This is a genomic window from Leptolyngbya sp. CCNP1308, assembly GCF_034932455.1.
Taxonomy (GTDB): Bacteria; Cyanobacteriota; Cyanobacteriia; order Phormidesmidales; family Phormidesmidaceae; genus Nodosilinea.
On record NZ_JAYGIH010000077.1, the window covers coordinates 110,942 to 129,857 of the forward strand.

Below are 18,916 nucleotides of genomic sequence, written 5' to 3' on the forward strand. Positions count from 1 at the left end.
GCAGCCCCTATGGTTAGAAGGTTGCAGTAATTTCACTTACTTCGGTAAACCTCAGTTCATCGAAATTATGCAATTCCAAAAAGATTGTGCTCTCCGATGTCAATAGCTGTTGAGAGCACAGTGAGCTGGGGAAAGCTAGAAGTGCATCTAGACAAGTTTTTTAGTCTGCGGTTGAAACTATCACAATGGCCTATACGGTTATTGGTCACTACAACGCTGGTTTAGTCTGCTTATCGTTTGGAATTGCAATTCTGGCTTCGTACACCACGCTGAGCTTGGGGCACCAAATTTTGGCGGCAACGGGATGGCGGCAGTGGCCCTGGCTAACGGGCGGTGCCCTGGCCATGGGCACCGGCATTTGGGCTACCCACTTTGTCGCTATGCTGGCCCTAGAGTTGCCGCTGCCGGTCAGCTACGATCTGCTCACCACCGGGCTCTCGCTGGTATACGCAGTGCTGGCGGCGGGGATGGCTCTGTGGCTGGTCAGCCGCCCAGGGTTTAGCTGGTTGAGCCTGGGCGCGGCGGGCATTGTGATGGGGTTAGCGATCGCCTGGATGCACTACACCGGCATGGCCGCCATGGATATGCCGGCCCACATCAACTATCGGTGGCACCTGGTGGGGCTTTCGGTCGCCATTGCTGTTGTTGCCTCAACCGTTGCCCTGGGCTTTACCCTCTGGTCTCGCCGCAACCCCGATCAGGGCGATCGCTGGCCCGCCAACCTGGCGGTGCTAAATTTGGGACTGGCGATCGGTGGCCTGCACTATACCGGTATGGCGGGCACCCTGTTTTTTCCCAGCCCCAATTTAGTAGAGCTAGTAGAAACGGATGGGATGCTGCCGAATTTAGAAGGGCGCTGGCTGGCCCTAGCAGTCGGCCTGGGAGCCGGACTGATTTTGGTGATCACTCTAATCATGGTGAGAGTCAATCAGCGTCTGACCCTACAGCGTCTCCAAGAGGAGGCTCGATCCAACAGCGAACGCCGGTTTCGCACCCTGATTCGTGAGATGGGGGTGGGGGCGCTGCTGCTCAATCCCCAGGCCGAAATTTTGATTAGCAACCAGGCGGCTCAGCGGTTTTTGCAGTTGCCCGAGGCCGACGATGCTCCCCTGGTGTTTGGTCAGACTGGGGTAATTTGCCGTGAAGACGGCACCCCCTTTGCGCCCGCTGACCTACCGGTGCAGCAGGCCATTGCCCAAAAAATCCCGGTGGGAGACGTGGTTATCGGGGTCAGCGCCACCATCAATGACCCACCCCGCTGGATGCTGGTCAACGTTGACCCCCAGCTCAATGAGGCTGGCGACATCGAACGGGTGGTCTGCACCTGTAGCGACATCACCATTCAAAAGCAGGCCGAAGACGCCGTGCGGGCCGTAGCCAACCGCGAAAAGGCCGTCATGCGCATCGTGCAGCGCATGCGCCAAACCCTCGACTTAGAAACCATTTTTGCCTCCACCACCCAGGAACTGCAACAGGCGATCGACTGCGATCGCGCCTGGATCTATCGCTTTAACGACAATTGGAGCGGCTCGGTAGTGGCCGAAGCTCTCACCGACCCTATCGCCCTCTCAACCGTGGCAAATCCGGCCTCGGGTTCCTCGTTAATTGATCGCGTCGACTGCGGTGCTCGCCAAATGCAAAATAGCGGCTTTGACGAGGGCTATCTGCTGTTAGAAGACACCTACCTGCAAGAAACCCAGGCCGAAACCTACCGCCAAGACCGCACCTACCACCGCGTTAACGACATCTACAGCGAGGGGTTTGACAGCTGTTACCTAGAGTTTCTAGAGCACTGGCAGATTCGTGCCTACGTCATCGTGCCAATTTTTGCTGGCAGCCAGCTCTGGGGGCTGCTAGGCGTTTACGGCCATCACCAGCCCCGCGACTGGACCCGCCATGAGGTGAAAATGGTGCTTCAGGTGGGGGCTCAGCTGGGCACTGCTGTGCAGCAGGCCAACCTGCTCCACAAAACCCAGCAGCAGGCCCAAGCCCTAGACATTGCCAAGCGCGCCGCCGATGCCGCCAGCCAGGCCAAAGGCGACTTTTTGGCCAGCATGAGCCATGAGCTGCGCACGCCCCTTAACGCCATTCTGGGCTTTACCCAAATCTTGCACGACGACGACAGCCTCAATGAAGAGCACCGCGAGTTGATTGCCATTGTGAATCGCAGCGGCAACCATCTGCTGGGGCTGATCAACAACGTGCTGTCCCTGGCCAAAATCGAGGCCAACAAAATTAGCCTGGATGAAACGGCCTTCGATCTGCACTACCTCCTCCAGGCGGTAGACGATATGCTCCAGCTCAAGGCCGAAGCCAGGGGCATTCGTCTGGAAGTCGTGCCGCCGCCGCCCCTCGCCCATCGGCTGTGGGCCGATGAGGGCAAACTGCGGCAAATTCTCATCAACCTGATTGGCAACGCGATTAAATTTACGGCGAAGGGCGGCGTTACCGTGCGATCGCGGCTGCGAGGCAGCGCCCTAGCGCTCGATCGCGGCGACAGTAAAACCCACCGGCTTGAGATCACCATCCAAGACACTGGCGTTGGCATTGACCCCAACGAGCTTTCCTACCTATTTGAGCCCTTTGAGCAAACCCAATCGGGGCGACGCTCCGCCGAGGGCACAGGACTAGGGCTCTCCCTGAGCCGCAACTTTGCCCAGCTAATGGGGGGCACCATTGCCGTAACCAGTCGCCCTGGAGAGGGATCCACCTTTACAGTTAGCCTCCCCGTCGGGGCTGTTACGACTGACCTGCTCGCCCCTCCTCGGTCAGAACGGGCCATTGTCTGCCTTGCCCCCTCCCAACCCCAGTACCGCATCTTAGTGGCTGACGATGTGGCCGAAAGCCGACTGCTCATGCGCCACTGGCTAGAGGGAGTCGGGTTTGAGGTGCGCGAAGCCAGCCAGGGAGAAGAAGCCCTTGATTTGTGGACAGCCTGGCAACCCCATCTCATTTGCCTCGACATGCGTATGCCCGTGCTCGACGGCTACGGCGTCGCTCGCCGGGTGCGCCAGCTACCCGGTGGCAGCGCTACGGTGATTGTTGCCGTTACCGCCAGCGTGTTTGAAGAACAGCAGTCAAACTGCATCGCGGCGGGCTGTAATGCCGTGTTGCCTAAGCCCCTTCAGCGCGAGCAACTGTTAACGCAAATCGGCCGCAGCCTTGACATTACCTATCAGTACACCGATGTTGGGCGTCCCCATGCCGAAACCTCTACAGCTGATTTCCTCAGCATCGATGGGCAAAGCCCCGGCAAAAATCCTCGCCCCCTCACCCCCGCCGACTTTAGCTCTCTGACCACCGACTGGCTGACCCAAATCCACCAGGCCGCTCAGGCTGCCGACGATCAGCAGGTTCGGCGACTGATTGCCCAACTTCCTGCTGAGCAGCAGTCTCTAGCTCAGCGACTAGACCTTCTGGTCAACAATTTCCGCCTCGATGTCATCATCGACCTGACGGCTGTTCCCACTGCACCCGTTTCCCTGTAGCACCGCACTATGATTACCGCGATTAACGCCGTACCCCATGCCAACGAGGATGCAGATCTTCTGCTGGTGGATGATATCCCTGACAACCTGCGAATCTTGTCCACCATTCTTGAGGCCGAGGGCTACCGCTGCCGCAAGGCCATTAGCGGGGCTTTGGCCCTCAACGCCATTGCTCTGGCTCCTCCCGCTCTGATTTTGCTGGATATCACCATGCCCACCATGGATGGTTTTACAGTGTGCCGCCAACTCAAAGCCAACCCAGCGACCCAGAGCATTCCGGTGATCTTTCTCACCGCTCGTGATGCCGAAGCCGAGAAAGAACAGGCCTTTAGCCTGGGTGCGGCAGATTATATTGTCAAGCCTTTCATGGCCTACGAGGTGCTGCTGCGGGTCAAGCATCAGCTCGCCCTGCGTCGGCAGCAGCAGCAGCTAGAGACCCAAAATCAGCAACTCCAGGCCGAAATCAAAGAGCGTCAAATAGCTGAAGCCGAACTTCGTCGCCAGCGTCAGCGCTCTGAAGAACTGCTGACCAACGTGCTGCCGTTTCAGATTGCCCAGCGCCTCAAGGAGCGGGAGCAGGCGATCGCCGATCATTTCGATGGCGTCACCATTCTGTTTGCTGATATTGTCGACTTCAGCACCGTGGCGGCCAACCTTACCCCCTGCGAGCTGGTGCATTTGCTCAACCGGATGTTCTCTGCATTTGATGAGCTGGCCGCCATCTATAAGCTCGAAAAAATCAAAACCATCGGCGATGCCTATATGGTGGCGGCTGGGGTTCCTAGTCCTCGCGCTGACCACGCCCAGGCGATCGCCCAAATGGCCCTCGATATGCAGGCGACCATCAGCCAGTTTCGTCGCCCCGACGGTCGCCCTTTTGAACTACGCATTGGCATCAACTCGGGCAGCGTCGTGGCTGGGGTAATTGGCATTCGCAAGTTTATCTACGACCTCTGGGGCGACACCGTCAACATCGCCAGCTTTATGGAAACTACGGGGGAGGCAGGCAAAATTCAGGTGTCAGAGATCACCTATGCCCACCTCAAAGACCAGTTCACCCTAGAACCCCGCGGCCCCATTTGCCTTAAAAGCGGCGACACTTTGACCACCCACTGGCTGGTTGGTCAGGGGCAGCCCAACCCCTGCTGCCCATCGGGCATAGCGCTGGAGTATCCCACCAGCCCGGCGCTTTGCTGTGGCTAGGGCAAGGTTAACGCCATAGCAAAGCAAACCCTGACGATGAGCCTGAGCTAAGGCTCATCGTCAGGGTTTGAGTCCCCATCAGTACCGCCAGCCGGTTGATCGAGCCGGGCCGCCTGACGTATCTAACCCTCTACCGCCGCTCCAACTTCAACCGGTATCGGCGTTGGGGTGATCGTAGGCCCCAGGGCAGCATTCATTAACCCTAAAAACAGCGGGTGAGGGGCGCTGGGGCGCGACTGAAATTCGGGGTGAAACTGGCTGGCAATAAAGAACGGGTGGCTAGGCAGCTCAATAATTTCCACCAGGCGACCGTCGGGGGACGTGCCGCTGACCTGATACCCTGACTCCACAAACAGGTTGCGGTAGGCGTTGTTGAACTCGTAGCGATGGCGATGGCGCTCATAGACCACCTCTTCGCCATAGAGGCGGCTCGCCAAGGTATCGGGCGTGAGGCGACAGGGGTATAGCCCTAGGCGCATGGTGCCGCCCAAATCGACCACGTCCTGTTGCTCCGGCAGCAGGCTGATCACCGGGTTCGGGGTCTCAGGGGCGAACTCTGAGCTGTCGGCACCTTCCAGGTGGGCAACGTTACAGGCCCAATCCACCACCGAGCACTGCATGCCCAGACACAGGCCTAAAAAGGGAATGCCCCGCTCTCGGGCATACTGAATGGCCTGCACTTTGCCGCCAATGCCCCGAGAGCCAAACCCTCCCGGCACCAAAATGCCGTTGACGCCGCTCAGGTGGGCATCTGGGCCCTCGGCCTCAATGTCTTCAGAGTTGATCCAGCGCACGTTGAGGGCGGCCCGATGGGCGATCGCCGCATGACGCAGCGCCTCGACCACCGATAGATAGGCATCGTTGAGGCTGACATACTTGCCCACAATGGCAATGTCCACCGGCCGACTAGAGCTGTAAAGCCCCTCTACCAGAGCCTCCCACTGACCTAGGTGGGGCGGGCGCTGGTCAAGGGCAAGAATCTTGATGGCCTGGTGGGCCAACCCCTCCTGCTCTAGCTTAAGGGGCACTTCGTAGATGCTGCTGGCATCCTGACAGGTAATCACCGCCTCAGCGGGCACATCGCAGAACTCGGCGATTTTTTCCTTCATCGGCTGGGGCAGGGGGCACTCACAGCGGCACACCAAAATATCGGGCTGGATGCCAATGGAGCGCAGTTCCTTCACCGAGTGCTGGGTCGGCTTGGTTTTGAGCTCCCCAGCCGAGGCAATATAGGGCACCAGGGTCACGTGCATGTAGAGCACGTCCTGCCGCCCTACATCTTTGCGAAACTGGCGAATCGCCTCTAGAAAGGGCAGCGACTCGATGTCGCCTACGGTACCCCCGATCTCGGTAATCACCACGTCGGGGTTGGTGTTGCGGGCCACCCGCAGAATGCGTTCTTTGATTTCATTGGTAATGTGGGGAATCACCTGCACCGTGCCCCCCTGGTAATCGCCCCGCCGCTCGCGGTTGATCACCGCCTGGTAGATCGAGCCGGTGGTGACGCTGTTGAGCCGCGACATGGCCGTGTCGGTAAAGCGCTCGTAATGGCCCAGGTCGAGGTCGGTTTCAGCCCCGTCTTCGGTGACAAACACCTCGCCGTGCTGAAAGGGGCTCATGGTGCCGGGGTCAACATTGATATACGGATCGAGCTTAAGAATAGAAACGGAGTAGTCGCGCGACTTGAGCAACCGCCCCAGGCTAGAGGCCACAATGCCCTTACCGATGCTCGATACCACGCCACCGGTTACAAATACAAACTTCGTCATAGCAGCTCAACCCAGACCCCAGAAGCGTGAACCCGTTAATTGTGCCACAGGCACCAGGCACCCCGCCCATCTTTAACGCTGGGATCAGATCTGGCTGCTTAGATGCCAGGGGCACCGTCGTTGGCATCGGGCTGCACTCGCCGCTGCACCGAGTCGCCGTGGGAGGGTAGTCCTTCGGTTTCGGTCAGCACGGCGATCGCATCGGCCACCCCCCGCAGCGCCTCCGGCGAGTACTGCATCAGGCTGGAATGCTTCATAAAGGTTTCAGTCGACAGGGGCGAGGCATAACGGGCCGCGCCGGAGGTCGGCAGCGTGTGGTTAGGCCCAGCCAGGTAGTCACCCACCGCCTCAGGGGTCGAGTGGCCCAAAAAGATCGCCCCGGCATGGCGAATGCGTTCCAGCAAGTCCCAGGGTTCAGCTACTTCTAGCTGAAGGTGCTCCGGGGCAAACCCATTGGAAAGGTCAGCCGCTAGCTCTAAGCTATCGACGACGACGGCTAGGCCATAGTTAGCGATCGCCTTCTCCGTCAGCGTCTGGCGGGGATGCCCCATGAGCTGCCGATCGACCTCAGCCGCCACCTGCTCAGCCAGAGCAGCGTTCGTGGTAATCAAGATGGCAGCGGCGATCGGGTCATGTTCCGCCTGAGCCAGCAGGTCAGCGGCCACGTGGGCGGGGTTGGCCGTATGGTCGGCAATCACCAGCACCTCAGAAGGCCCGGCTAACGAGTCAATACCCACGGTGCCAAACACCAGCTTTTTCGCCAGGGTCACATAAATATTGCCGGGCCCCGTAATCACATCCACCGCCGGAATTGTCTCCGTGCCATAGGCTAAAGCCCCAATGGCCTGAGCCCCTCCCACCCGATAGATTTCGGTAATGCCTGCCTCTTGGGCTGCCACCAGCACCGCTGGGTTAACCGTGCCCGTTTGGCTAGGGGGCGTCACCATCACTACCCGAGGCACCCCGGCCACCCGAGCTGGAATAGCATTCATAATCACGGTGCTTGGGTAAGCAGCCCGCCCGCCGGGTACATAGAGCCCAGCTCGGTCAACGGGGGTATAGCGCTTGCCCAACACCACCCCGTTGTCCTCAAACCGAACCCAACTCTGGGGCACCCGCTGACGATGAAATGATTCCACATTCTTACAGGCCAGGCGAATGGCATCCAGCAGACCCTTGCTCACTTGCTGATAGGCGGCATCTAGCTCAGCCCCCGAAAAGCTCAGTCCCTCAGCGGCTAGGGTGACGCCGTCAAAATCGGCGGTGTACTGCAACAGCGCCTGGTCTCCCTGGCGACGTACAGCATGCAATATCTCTCGAACCGTTGCTTCCTTGTGAACGACCTGGTCGTCGTGGGTGCGGGCACAGATGCGTTGCAGCTCTGTTCTTGCCTCAGTTAGCTGATGAGTGATGCGGAGCATTACAGCTAGGAATCCCGATAAGCCAGCAAGGTGCAGTTGGCAAGGTTGACCCCATACTTAGGGAAGTAGAGTATCCCTGAAAGGCAATCAACGCCAGCGTTCTAACATCCTAGTCGATCTAAAGGCTAATTTGGCAGGAAAACAAGGCATTCAATTACACCAACACCACCGTTAGGTGCTAACATGTTTTATCCAGTCAATATAATCTTGTTAAGCTAGGGCGAACTGTGGCAAACATTAAGTCTGCACTGAAACGAATTGAAGTTGCCGAACGCAATCGGCTCCATAACCGCTCCTATAAGTCGGCGGTTAAAACCCTAACCAAAAATTACCTCGCTGCGATCGAGGCTCACCAGGCTAACCCTAGCCCCGACTCCCTGAAGCAGGTCGAAGCTACTATGGCTGCCGCCTACAGCAAAATCGATAAAGCTGTTAAGTGTGGCGTGCTGCACGCCAACACAGGTGCGCGCAAGAAGTCGCGTATAGCCCGGGCCCTAAAGGCTCAGGAGGCGGCAGGGGCTGCGTCTTAGGCAGTTTTGGGTTGACCAACGCTGCCTGCCGTTTTTGTCGCTGCATTCCCTATGCCTCTGGTTGATACCCACGTACATCTCAATTTCGAAACCTTCGCTGGGGATCTTGACGAACTAGCCCAGGCCTGGCGACAGGCCGGGGTTTCGGCTTTGGTACATTCCTGCGTAGAGCCAGGGGAATTTTTGGCGATGCAGCGCATTGCCGATCGCATCCCAGAGCTGTTTTTATCGGTAGGTCTGCACCCCTGCGATATGGACAAGTGGAGCACCGCGACAGCAGATCAGATTGCTCAGCTGGCGGTCTCTGACCATCGAGTTGTAGCTATTGGCGAAACCGGCCTCGATTTCTATAGAGCCGATGATGAAGCAGTTCAGCGCGAGGCCTTCTGGCAGCAGTTGACGATCGCTCACCGCCAGGGGCTACCGGTTATTGTCCACTGTCGAGATGCCGCCTTGGCCACCGCTGAGGTGATTCGAGAGTTTCAGCTCACCGTTGGCCCCATTACGGGTGTAATGCACTGCTGGGCGGGTTCCCCAGGCGAAACCCAAGCGTTTTTAGATCTGGGCTTCTACATCAGCTTCAGCGGTATCGTCACATTTAAGAATGCCCACCAGGTTAAGGCTTCGGCTCAGATGGTACCCAGCGATCGCCTGCTCGTCGAAACCGACTGTCCTTTTCTTGCCCCAGAGCCTCGCCGTAAGGAGCGACGTAATCAGCCAGCCTTTGTGTATCATGTGGCGGCTTACCTCGCCGAGCTGCGCCAGGTTGAATTTGAGGCTTTAGCCCAGGCCACTACTCATAACGCCGTGACATTGTTCAACCTACCCAAGTCCTTTGTATTTTCCTCTGCTGATGCCGATACACTTCGTCTTCCGACCCCGGCGGGCGGCTAGGCCGTTAGCTTGATCAGGCAAGGTGATTCGTTCACTGTTGCCTGCTGTTCCAGACGCGTCGTTGATCTTGGCCACCTGCACCTGGCCAACCTGCACTAGGAGACCCATGACTGAAACCACCGTTTACCAAGCTCCCCCCAACTTTGTCCTGCCCGACCTGGTAGAAATTCAGCGGTCTAGCTTTCGCTGGTTCCTAGAAGAAGGGTTGATCGAAGAGCTGGAGAGCTTTTCTCCTATTACCGACTATACCGGTAAACTTGAGCTGCATTTCCTTGGGAAGCAGTACAAGCTCAAAAGCCCCAAATATGACGTTGATGAAGCCAAACGACGGGATGCCACCTATGCCGTACAGATGTATGTGCCCACGCGGCTAATCAATAAAGAAACCGGGGAAATTAAAGAGCAAGAAGTCTTCATCGGCGATCTGCCGCTGATGACCGATCGCGGCACCTTCATCATCAACGGTGCAGAGCGGGTCATCGTCAATCAGATCGTTCGTAGCCCTGGGGTCTACTACAAGGCTGAGACCGACAAAAACGGTCGCCGCACCTACAACGCCAATCTGATCCCCAACCGAGGGGCCTGGCTCAAATTTGAAACCGACAAAAACGATCTGGTTTGGGTTCGTATCGACAAGACCCGTAAACTGTCGGCTCAGGTGCTGCTTAAGGCGTTAGGGCTAACCGACAACGAAATTTTTGATTCCCTGCGTCACCCCGACTACTTCCAAAAAACGATTGAGAAAGAGGGCCAGTTCAGCGAAGAAGAGGCTCTGCTAGAGCTTTACCGCAAGCTGCGTCCCGGTGAACCGCCTACCGTGGCGGGCGGTGAGCAATTGCTGCACTCGCGCTTCTCCGATCCCAAGCGCTACGACCTGGGACGAGTGGGGCGCTATAAGCTCAACCGCAAGCTTCGCCTCAATGTGCCCGACGCCACTCGGGTGCTGACCCCCACCGACATTCTGTCGGCGATCGATTACTTGATCAACCTCGAATTTGACATTGGCTCCATCGACGACATCGACCACCTGGGCAATCGCCGGGTGCGTTCCGTGGGTGAGCTGCTGCAAAACCAGGTGCGAGTGGGTCTGAACCGCCTAGAGCGCATCATTCGGGAACGCATGACCGTTTCCGACTCAGACTCGCTTACTCCCGCTTCTTTGGTAAACCCCAAGCCGCTGGTGGCCGCTATCAAGGAGTTCTTTGGCTCTAGCCAGCTCTCCCAATTTATGGATCAAACCAACCCTCTGGCGGAATTGACCCACAAGCGACGCATTAGCGCCCTCGGCCCGGGCGGTCTTACCCGCGAGCGAGCCGGTTTTGCCGTACGTGACATCCACCCCTCCCACTATGGCCGCATTTGCCCCATTGAAACGCCGGAAGGCCCCAACGCCGGTCTGATTGGCTCCCTGGCTACCCACGCCCGAGTGAATGAATTCGGCTTTATTGAAACTCCCTTCTTCAGGGCTGAGAACGGTCGGGTCTTCAAAGACGTCGAGCCCATCTACATGACCGCCGATGAGGAAGACGATCTGCGGGTTGCGCCTGGAGATATTGCCACCGACGAAAACGGCTACATCATCGGTGATACCATTCCGGTGCGCTATCGCCAAGACTTTACCACCACCGACTCCACCGAGGTGGACTACGTTGCGGTATCGCCAGTGCAGATTATCTCCGTGGCCACCTCGCTGATTCCCTTTCTCGAGCATGACGACGCTAACCGAGCGCTGATGGGCTCGAATATGCAGCGCCAGGCGGTGCCCCTGCTGCAACCTGAACGGCCTCTGGTGGGCACCGGTCTAGAGGCCCAAGCGGCCCGCGACTCAGGGATGGTAGTTATTAGCCGTACCGATGGGGAAGTGGCTTACCTTGACGCCGATCTGATTAAGATCCGCGATCCTGAAGGCCATTTCCATACCTATGAGCTGCAAAAGTACCAGCGTTCTAACCAGGATACCTGCCTCAACCAGCGCCCTATCGTGTTTCCTGGAGAGCAGGTACAGGCGGGACAAGTTTTGGCGGACGGCTCTGCTACCGAGGGCGGTGAACTCGCCTTAGGGCAAAACGTGCTGGTGGCATACATGCCCTGGGAAGGCTACAACTACGAAGACGCTGTACTGCTCAGCGAGCGTCTAGTATTCGATGACGTCTACACTTCCATTCACATCGAAAAATTTGAGATCGAGGCTCGGCAAACTAAGTTGGGTCCTGAGGAAATCACCAGGGAAATTCCTAACGTGGGGGAAGACTCCCTGCGTCAGCTGGACGAAACTGGCATCATTCGCATTGGAGCCTGGGTTGATTCGGGAGATATTCTGGTTGGTAAAGTTACCCCTAAGGGAGAATCTGATCAGCCTCCAGAAGAAAAGCTGCTGCGGGCTATTTTTGGGGAGAAAGCTCGGGATGTGCGGGATAACTCTCTGCGAGTGCCAAACGGCGAAAAAGGTCGAGTGGTTGATGTGCGGGTGTTTACCCGAGAGCAGGGGGATGAGCTGCCCCCTGGGGCCAATATGGTTGTGCGAGTCTATGTGGCGCTGAAACGGAAAATCCAGGTGGGCGATAAGATGGCTGGTCGCCACGGCAATAAGGGAATTATTTCCCGCATTTTGCCCATTGAAGACATGCCCTACCTGCCTGACGGCACCCCGATCGACATTGCCCTCAATCCCCTGGGTGTACCCTCCCGGATGAACGTGGGGCAGGTGTTTGAGTGCCTGTTGGGCTGGGCGGCTGAGAATCTTGACGCCCGCTTTAAGGTAATTCCCTTTGATGAGATGTACGGAGAGGAGGCTTCCCGTAACTCCACCCACGGCAAGCTCATGGAGGCCCGAGAAACGACCGGTAAAGACTGGATCTTTAACCCCGACGACCCCGGCAAAATTGTACTGCGCGATGGCCGCACGGGTGAGGCTTTTGATAAAGCCATTACCGTCGGTAGGGCCTACATGCTGAAGCTCGTACACCTAGTTGACGACAAAATTCACGCCCGTTCTACAGGGCCTTACTCTCTGGTGACTCAGCAACCTCTGGGCGGCAAGGCCCAGCAGGGTGGTCAGCGCTTTGGAGAAATGGAAGTTTGGGCCTTGGAAGCCTTTGGGGCCGCCTACACCCTCCAGGAGCTACTGACGGTCAAGTCGGACGATATGCAGGGGCGCAATGAGGCCCTAAATGCGATCGTCAAGGGTAAGTCGATTCCTCGGCCGGGTACCCCTGAGTCCTTTAAGGTGCTGATGCGAGAGCTACAGTCCCTCTGTTTAGACATTGCGGTGCACAAGGTAGAAACTCGGGAAGACGGCACCAGCCGCGATACTGAGGTAGACCTCATGGCCGACGTTAACAGTCGTCGTACTCCGTCTCGCCCCACCTACGAGTCCATCGCCCGGGATGAAGAGCTAGAGGAAGTAGAAGACTAGCCTGTCCCTGATTCGACCCCGGAATTGTGTCTGACCCAGTTCCGGCGGTTGGCCTAACCTGCATTGAATTAATCAGACCGCGCGCGCTTACAAGGAAAATACCCAGCATGGCCAAGCTAGAACAACGGTTTGACTACGTCAAAATCGGATTAGCCTCTCCAGAACGCATTCGCCAGTGGGGAGAACGCACCCTGCCCAATGGGCAAATCGTGGGCGAAGTAACCAAGCCTGAAACCATAAATTACCGTACTCTCAAGCCCGAAATGGACGGGCTGTTCTGTGAGCGCATCTTTGGCCCCGCTAAAGATTGGGAATGCCACTGTGGTAAGTACAAGCGGGTGCGCCATCGCGGCATTGTGTGCGAGCGCTGTGGTGTAGAGGTGACTGAATCTCGGGTGCGCCGTCACCGCATGGGCTACATCAAGCTGGCCGCTCCGGTGGCCCACGTGTGGTACCTGAAAGGCATCCCTAGCTACATCGCCATTTTGCTGGATATGCCGCTGCGGGATGTGGAGCAGATTGTCTACTTCAACGCCTACGTGGTGCTCGATGCAGGCAATGCTGAGAATCTCAGCTACAAGCAGCTGCTGACAGAAGATCAGTGGATCGAAATTGAAGACCAGCTCTACGACGAAGAGACGGAGCTGGCTGGAGTAGAGGTTGGTATTGGGGCTGAAGCCCTCCAGCGGCTTCTGGAGGATCTAGAGTTGGAAGCTACCGCAGAAAAACTGCGGGAGGATATTGCCAACTCGAAGGGGCAAAAGCGCGCCAAGTTGATCAAGCGCCTGCGGGTGATCGACAACTTCATTGCCACTGGTTCTAAGACCGAGTGGATGGTGCTGGATGTGATTCCGGTGATTCCGCCCGACCTGCGGCCTATGGTGCAGCTCGATGGCGGTCGTTTTGCGACCTCTGACCTGAACGACTTGTACCGTCGGGTGATCAACCGCAACAACCGGCTGGCTCGCCTTCAGGAGATTTTGGCTCCTGAGATCATCGTCCGCAACGAAAAGCGGATGCTGCAAGAGGCGGTGGATGCGCTGATCGACAATGGTCGCCGGGGTCGCACCGTGGTGGGGGCCAACAACCGCCCGCTGAAATCGCTCTCCGACATTATTGAGGGTAAGCAGGGCCGTTTCCGGCAAAACCTGTTGGGTAAGCGGGTTGACTACTCTGGCCGTTCGGTCATTGTGGTAGGGCCAAAGCTGCAAATTCACCAGTGCGGTCTACCTCGGGAGATGGCGATCGAGCTGTTTCAGCCCTTTGTGATTCACCGGCTGATTCGCCAGGGGCTGGTCAACAATATCAAGGCGGCCAAGAAGCTGATTCAGCACAATGACCCCAGCGTGTGGGACGTTCTGGAGGAAGTGATTGAGAGCCATCCGGTGATGCTAAACCGGGCTCCTACCCTACACCGTCTGGGGATTCAGGCCTTTGAACCCATTCTGGTGGAGGGGCGAGCGATTCAGCTGCACCCGCTGGTGTGCCCGGCCTTTAACGCTGACTTTGACGGTGACCAGATGGCGGTGCATGTGCCGTTGTCCCTTGAGGCGCAGTCGGAGGCCCGGCTGCTGATGCTGGCTTCGAATAACGTGCTGTCGCCCGCTACTGGTCAGCCGATTATTACCCCGTCCCAGGACATGGTGTTGGGCTGCTACTACCTGACGGCGGAGAACCCCGATGCTGTCAAAGGTGAGGGCCACTATTTCGGCAGCATGGAAGACGCCATTATGGCCTTCGAGCAGGGATTGGTGGATCTCCACGCTAAGGTTTGGCTGCGGTTTGATGGAGAGGTGGAGTCTGATCAGCCCAAGAGCACGTCTCCGGAGCGGATGGAGTCTGAGGATGGCACGATTACCGAAATTTACCCCGATCGCCGGGTGCGATTGGATAGCGAAGGCCAGTTGATCTCCCAGTACATCAAGACCACGGCGGGCCGCATCATCTATAACAAGGCGGTGCTCGACGCGATCGCAGGCTAGGGGCCACAGCAAAATACCGACACAGCACGAACATCACTATACAAGGGCGAAACTATGGCTGAGCAAGGGGCACCTCAAACCTCTCTGACCTTTCGAAACCGGATTATCGACAAGAAACAGCTCAAGAAGCTGATCTCCTGGTCGTTTACCCACTACGGCACCGCCCGCACGTCCCAGATGGCCGACCGCATCAAAGACTTGGGCTTTAAGTACGCCACCCGAGCCGGGGTCTCCATCAGCGTGGAAGACCTCCAGGTGCCCGAGCAAAAGAAGGGCATGCTGGCCGCTGCCGAAGAAGACATTCGCATTACCGAAGAGCGCTACACTCGGGGCGAAATCACCGAGGTAGAGCGTCTCACTAAGGTAATCGACACCTGGAACGACACCAGCGAAGAGCTGAAAGACCAGGTGGTAAAGAACTTCAAGGAAAACAACCCCCTCAACTCGGTGTACATGATGGCCTTCTCCGGGGCGCGGGGGAACATCTCTCAGGTGCGCCAGCTGGTCGGTATGCGAGGTCTGATGGCGAATCCTCAGGGGGAAATTATTGACCTGCCTATTAAGACCAACTTCCGCGAGGGGCTGACCGTTACCGAGTATGTAATCTCCTCCTACGGAGCCCGAAAAGGTCTGGTGGATACCGCACTGCGCACGGCAGACTCGGGCTACCTCACCCGCCGCCTGGTGGACGTGTCCCAGGATGTGATCATCCGGGAGCACGATTGTGGCACCCAACGGGGGATTCCCCTGCGCAGCATGACCGATGGTGAGCGGGTACTGATTCCCCTGGAAAATCGCTTGCTGGGCCGTGTTGTCGCTGAAGATGTAGTGCATCCCAAAACCGGCGAGGTCTTGCTAGAGAAAGACCACCCGGTTTCTCCCGAAACGGCAGAACTGTTGGCGGAGGCGGGGGTTGAAGGCGTAGTGGTGCGATCGCCCCTCACCTGCGAAGCCACCCGCTCCGTCTGCCGCCTCTGCTACGGCTGGAGCTTGGCCCACTCCGAGATGGTTGACCTAGGCGAAGCGGTGGGCATCATTGCTGCCCAGTCCATCGGTGAACCGGGCACCCAGATGACCATGCGCACCTTCCACACGGGCGGTACCTTTACCGGCGAAGTGGCCCCCCGCATTCGGGCCAGCAAGGACGGCACCGTAAAGTTGCCTAAAAACCTGAAGACCCGTGTTTTCCGCACCCGCTACGGCGAAGATGCGTTGATGATCGAGTCGAATGCCGACGTAGTGATTGAGGGCAGCGGTAAAAACAAATCCGAATCCCTGCCCCAAGGCACCATTCTTTTCGTCAACGATGGCGAAACCGTGAAAAAAGAGCAGCTCCTGGCCGAGTTGCCCTCCGCTGGACGCACCCGCAAGGTGACTGAAAAAGCCACCAAAGACGTCACCTCTGACCTCGCTGGGGAAGTGAAGTTTGCTGGCCTGGTTCAAGAAGAAAAAACCGACCGACAGGGCAACACGACTCGCCTCGCCCAGCGGGGTGGTCTGCTGTGGGTGCTAGCCGGTGACGTCTACAACCTGCCCCCCAGTGCGGAGCCTGTGGTACGCAACGGCGATTACGTCAACGCCGACGACACCCTAGCCGAAACCAAGCTCACCACCGAGCGGGGCGGCCTAGTGCGTCTGCCCGAGGCCGACGACGAAAAAGGCACCCGTGAAGTCGAAATCATCACCGCCTCGGTGATGCTCGACCAGGCCCAGGTGCGTAAGGAACAGGGGCAGGGGCGCGAACATTACTTCATTGAAACCGCCCACGGCCAACGGTTCTCCCTGATTGCCACCCCGGGGGCTAAAGTTACCAGCGGCCAGGTGATTGCCGAACTCGAAGACGATCGCTTCCACACTCAAACCGGCGGCATCGTCAAGTTTGCTGGGGTCGATGTGGCTAAAAAGGGTAAGGGTAAGCAGGGCTATGAAGTCGTTCAGGGCGGTACCCTGCTGTGGATTCCTGAGGAGGCCCACGAGGTCAACAAAGACATCTCTCTGCTGATGGTGGAAGACGGCCAGTACCTGGAGGCAGGCACTGAGGTCGTTAAAGATATCTTCTGCCAAAACAGCGGCGTGGTCGAAGTCACTCAAAAGAACGATATTCTGCGGGAGATCTTGATCAAGCCCGGCGACATTCACATGGTGGATGCCCCTGAAGACGTGATGGATCGCGACGGTGCTTTAGTCAACGCTGGCGAAGAGGTGATGCCGGGCCTAGTGGCCGACGCCCTGCGCTACGTCGAGTATGTTGAAACCCCCGATGGCCCCGCTCTGCTGCTGCGCCCGGTGGAAGAGTATGTGGTGCCCAACGAGCCCGCCGTGCCAAGCCAGGACAGCGCTGCCGATGCCACTGGTTCGATCAAACTGCGTGCCATCCAGCGCATTCCCTTCAAAGATGGGGAACGGGTGAAGTCGGTGGTTGGAGTTGAGCTGCTGCGCACTCAGCTAGTGCTCGACATCGAAGACGAGTCGCCCCACGTGGTGGCCGACATTGAGCTAGTACCCGACGACCAGGATACTGACCTGATGCGTCTGCAAATGGTGGTGCTCGAAACCCAGGTGATTCGCCGTGACGTGGTGGCTGACCAAACCCAGGGCAGCACCGTCACCCGGCTGCTGGTGGAAGACGGTCAGCAGATTGAGCCCGGCGCAGTCGTGGCCCGCACCGAGATTCGCTGTAAAGAGGCGGGCGAGGTGCGCGGTATTCGCGAAGGGCAAGAGGCCGTTCGCCGAGTGCTGGTAGTGCGCGAGGCCGATCGCATGAAGGTCGATCTCCAGGGCAAAGAACCGACGGTGAAAGTGGGCGATCTGGTAGTGGCCAACACCGAACTGGCCCCTGACCTAACCCATGAGGAATCGGGCCAAGTAACCGCCATCGACGGTGGCCAAATTTCTCTGCGGCTGGCTCGTCCCTACCGAGTATCTACCGGTGCCGTACTGCACATTGAAGACGGTGACCTGGTGCAGCGGGGTGACAACCTGGTGCTATTGGTGTTTGAGCGGGCTAAAACCGGCGACATCATCCAGGGTCTGCCCCGGATTGAGGAACTGTTAGAGGCTCGCAAACCCAAAGAAGCCTGTGTGCTATCGGAGCGCCCCGGCAATGCCCAAGTGGTGTACAGCGATGACGAAACCGTAGAGGTCAAAATCATCGAGGACGATGGGGTGGTCACCGAGTATCCCATTAGCCCCGGCCAAAATGTGATTGTTTCGGATAGCCAGCGGGTGAGCACCGCTGAGCACCTCACCGACGGCCCCGCCAACCCCCACCAGATTCTGGAGGTGTTCTTTAAGTACAACCTCAGCCTGGGCATGGGCATCCACGATGCGGCACTGGGAGCCTTGCAGGAGGTGCAGTCGTTCTTGGTTAACGAGGTGCAGTCGGTGTACCAGTCCCAGGGTATCGATATCTCCGACAAGCACACTGAAGTGATCGTACGGCAGATGTCGTCGAAGTGTCGCATTGACGATGGTGGCGACACCACTATGCTGCCGGGTGAGCTGGTAGAAATCTACCAGGTGGAGCAGGTCAACGAAGCGATGGCGATTACGGGCGGTGCTCCGGCGGAATATACGCCGGTACTGCTGGGTATTACCAAGGCTTCGCTGAACACCGACAGCTTCATCTCGGCGGCTAGCTTCCAGGAAACCACTCGGGTGCTGACCGAAGCTGCCATTGAGGGCAAGTCGGACTGGCTGCGCGGTCTGAAGGAGAACGTCATTATTGGGCGTTTGATTCCGGCGGGGACGGGCTACAATGCCTACGAAGAGTCGCCTCCTCCAGAACTCGACCCAGCCTACGAATCGGCCATTTTGGACGATGATATGGTGCTTCAGGATGTGGTGCTGGATGATTTTACCGCCCGCAGCTATGACCTAGATGGCAACCTCAGCATGCTCAACGACGATGAGATGATCGGGGGCATGTCGTTAGACGAGGGCGGAGCGAGGGGCACAGGCAACGGTGACGGTGCTGGTGCGGCTAACCTAGATGACGACCTGTTGATTGACGATCAAACCGAAGCCCTCTAGGTAGAGCTTTAGGGCGATCGCCCTAAAGCCCCGGCTGAGCTAGCTCAGCCGGGGCTTTATTTTTTGGCATTACACAGCGCTGTTCAGGGAAACAGCCTGATCGATCCTTGAGAAGGCTAGGTCAGCGTAGTAGTCAAAAAGGGGCATCCCCGCTGCTGTTTTAGCGCAGCGTTCTCCTACCC

At 57.8% G+C, this 18,916-nt stretch carries 7 protein-coding genes and 1 pseudogene; 6 read left to right on the forward strand and 2 right to left on the reverse strand.

Annotation, left to right across the window (positions count from 1 at the left end):
- The first annotated feature begins 185 nt into the window (after positions 1 to 185).
- Entirely contained in the window at positions 186 to 3,488 is a 3,303-nt protein-coding gene (locus VB780_RS23050; RefSeq protein ID WP_323353533.1) for an MHYT domain-containing protein, read from the forward strand.
- A gap of 9 nt (positions 3,489 to 3,497) precedes the next feature.
- The gene (locus VB780_RS23055; protein ID WP_323353534.1) at positions 3,498 to 4,691 is read left to right on the forward strand and encodes an adenylate/guanylate cyclase domain-containing protein; all 1,194 of its coding nucleotides are present in this window, start codon (positions 3,498 to 3,500) and stop codon (positions 4,689 to 4,691) included.
- A gap of 122 nt (positions 4,692 to 4,813) precedes the next feature.
- Here the strand turns inward: VB780_RS23055 and VB780_RS23060 are convergent, their stop codons facing one another.
- Both VB780_RS23060 and hisD read right to left on the reverse strand, forming a co-directional pair.
- On the reverse strand, positions 4,814 to 6,460 hold the full coding sequence (locus VB780_RS23060) for a CTP synthase (RefSeq protein WP_323353535.1): 1,647 nt from the start codon (positions 6,458 to 6,460) through the stop codon (positions 4,814 to 4,816).
- Positions 6,461 to 6,558: 98 nt separating this feature from the next.
- On the reverse strand, positions 6,559 to 7,881 hold the full coding sequence (hisD, locus tag VB780_RS23065; RefSeq protein ID WP_323353536.1) for a histidinol dehydrogenase: 1,323 nt from the start codon (positions 7,879 to 7,881) through the stop codon (positions 6,559 to 6,561).
- Between the two features lie 227 nt (positions 7,882 to 8,108).
- Here hisD and rpsT point away from each other — a divergent pair, with 227 nt between their 5' ends.
- From rpsT to VB780_RS23085, 4 genes and pseudogenes are all read left to right on the forward strand, one after another.
- Positions 8,109 to 8,411 carry a 30S ribosomal protein S20 gene (rpsT, locus tag VB780_RS23070; RefSeq protein ID WP_323353537.1) on the forward strand — a complete coding sequence of 101 codons (303 nt, stop codon included), beginning with the start codon at positions 8,109 to 8,111 and terminating at the stop codon, positions 8,409 to 8,411.
- A 51-nt stretch (positions 8,412 to 8,462) separates the two neighbouring features.
- Positions 8,463 to 9,305: a TatD family hydrolase gene (locus VB780_RS23075; RefSeq protein ID WP_323353538.1), complete on the forward strand. Its 843-nt coding sequence runs from the start codon at positions 8,463 to 8,465 to the stop codon at positions 9,303 to 9,305.
- A gap of 106 nt (positions 9,306 to 9,411) precedes the next feature.
- Entirely contained in the window at positions 9,412 to 12,720 is a 3,309-nt protein-coding gene (gene rpoB, locus VB780_RS23080; RefSeq protein WP_323353539.1) for a DNA-directed RNA polymerase subunit beta, read from the forward strand.
- Between the two features lie 107 nt (positions 12,721 to 12,827).
- Positions 12,828 to 18,734: pseudogene (locus tag VB780_RS23085) on the forward strand (DNA-directed RNA polymerase subunit beta').
- Positions 18,735 to 18,916: the final 182 nt, after the last annotated feature.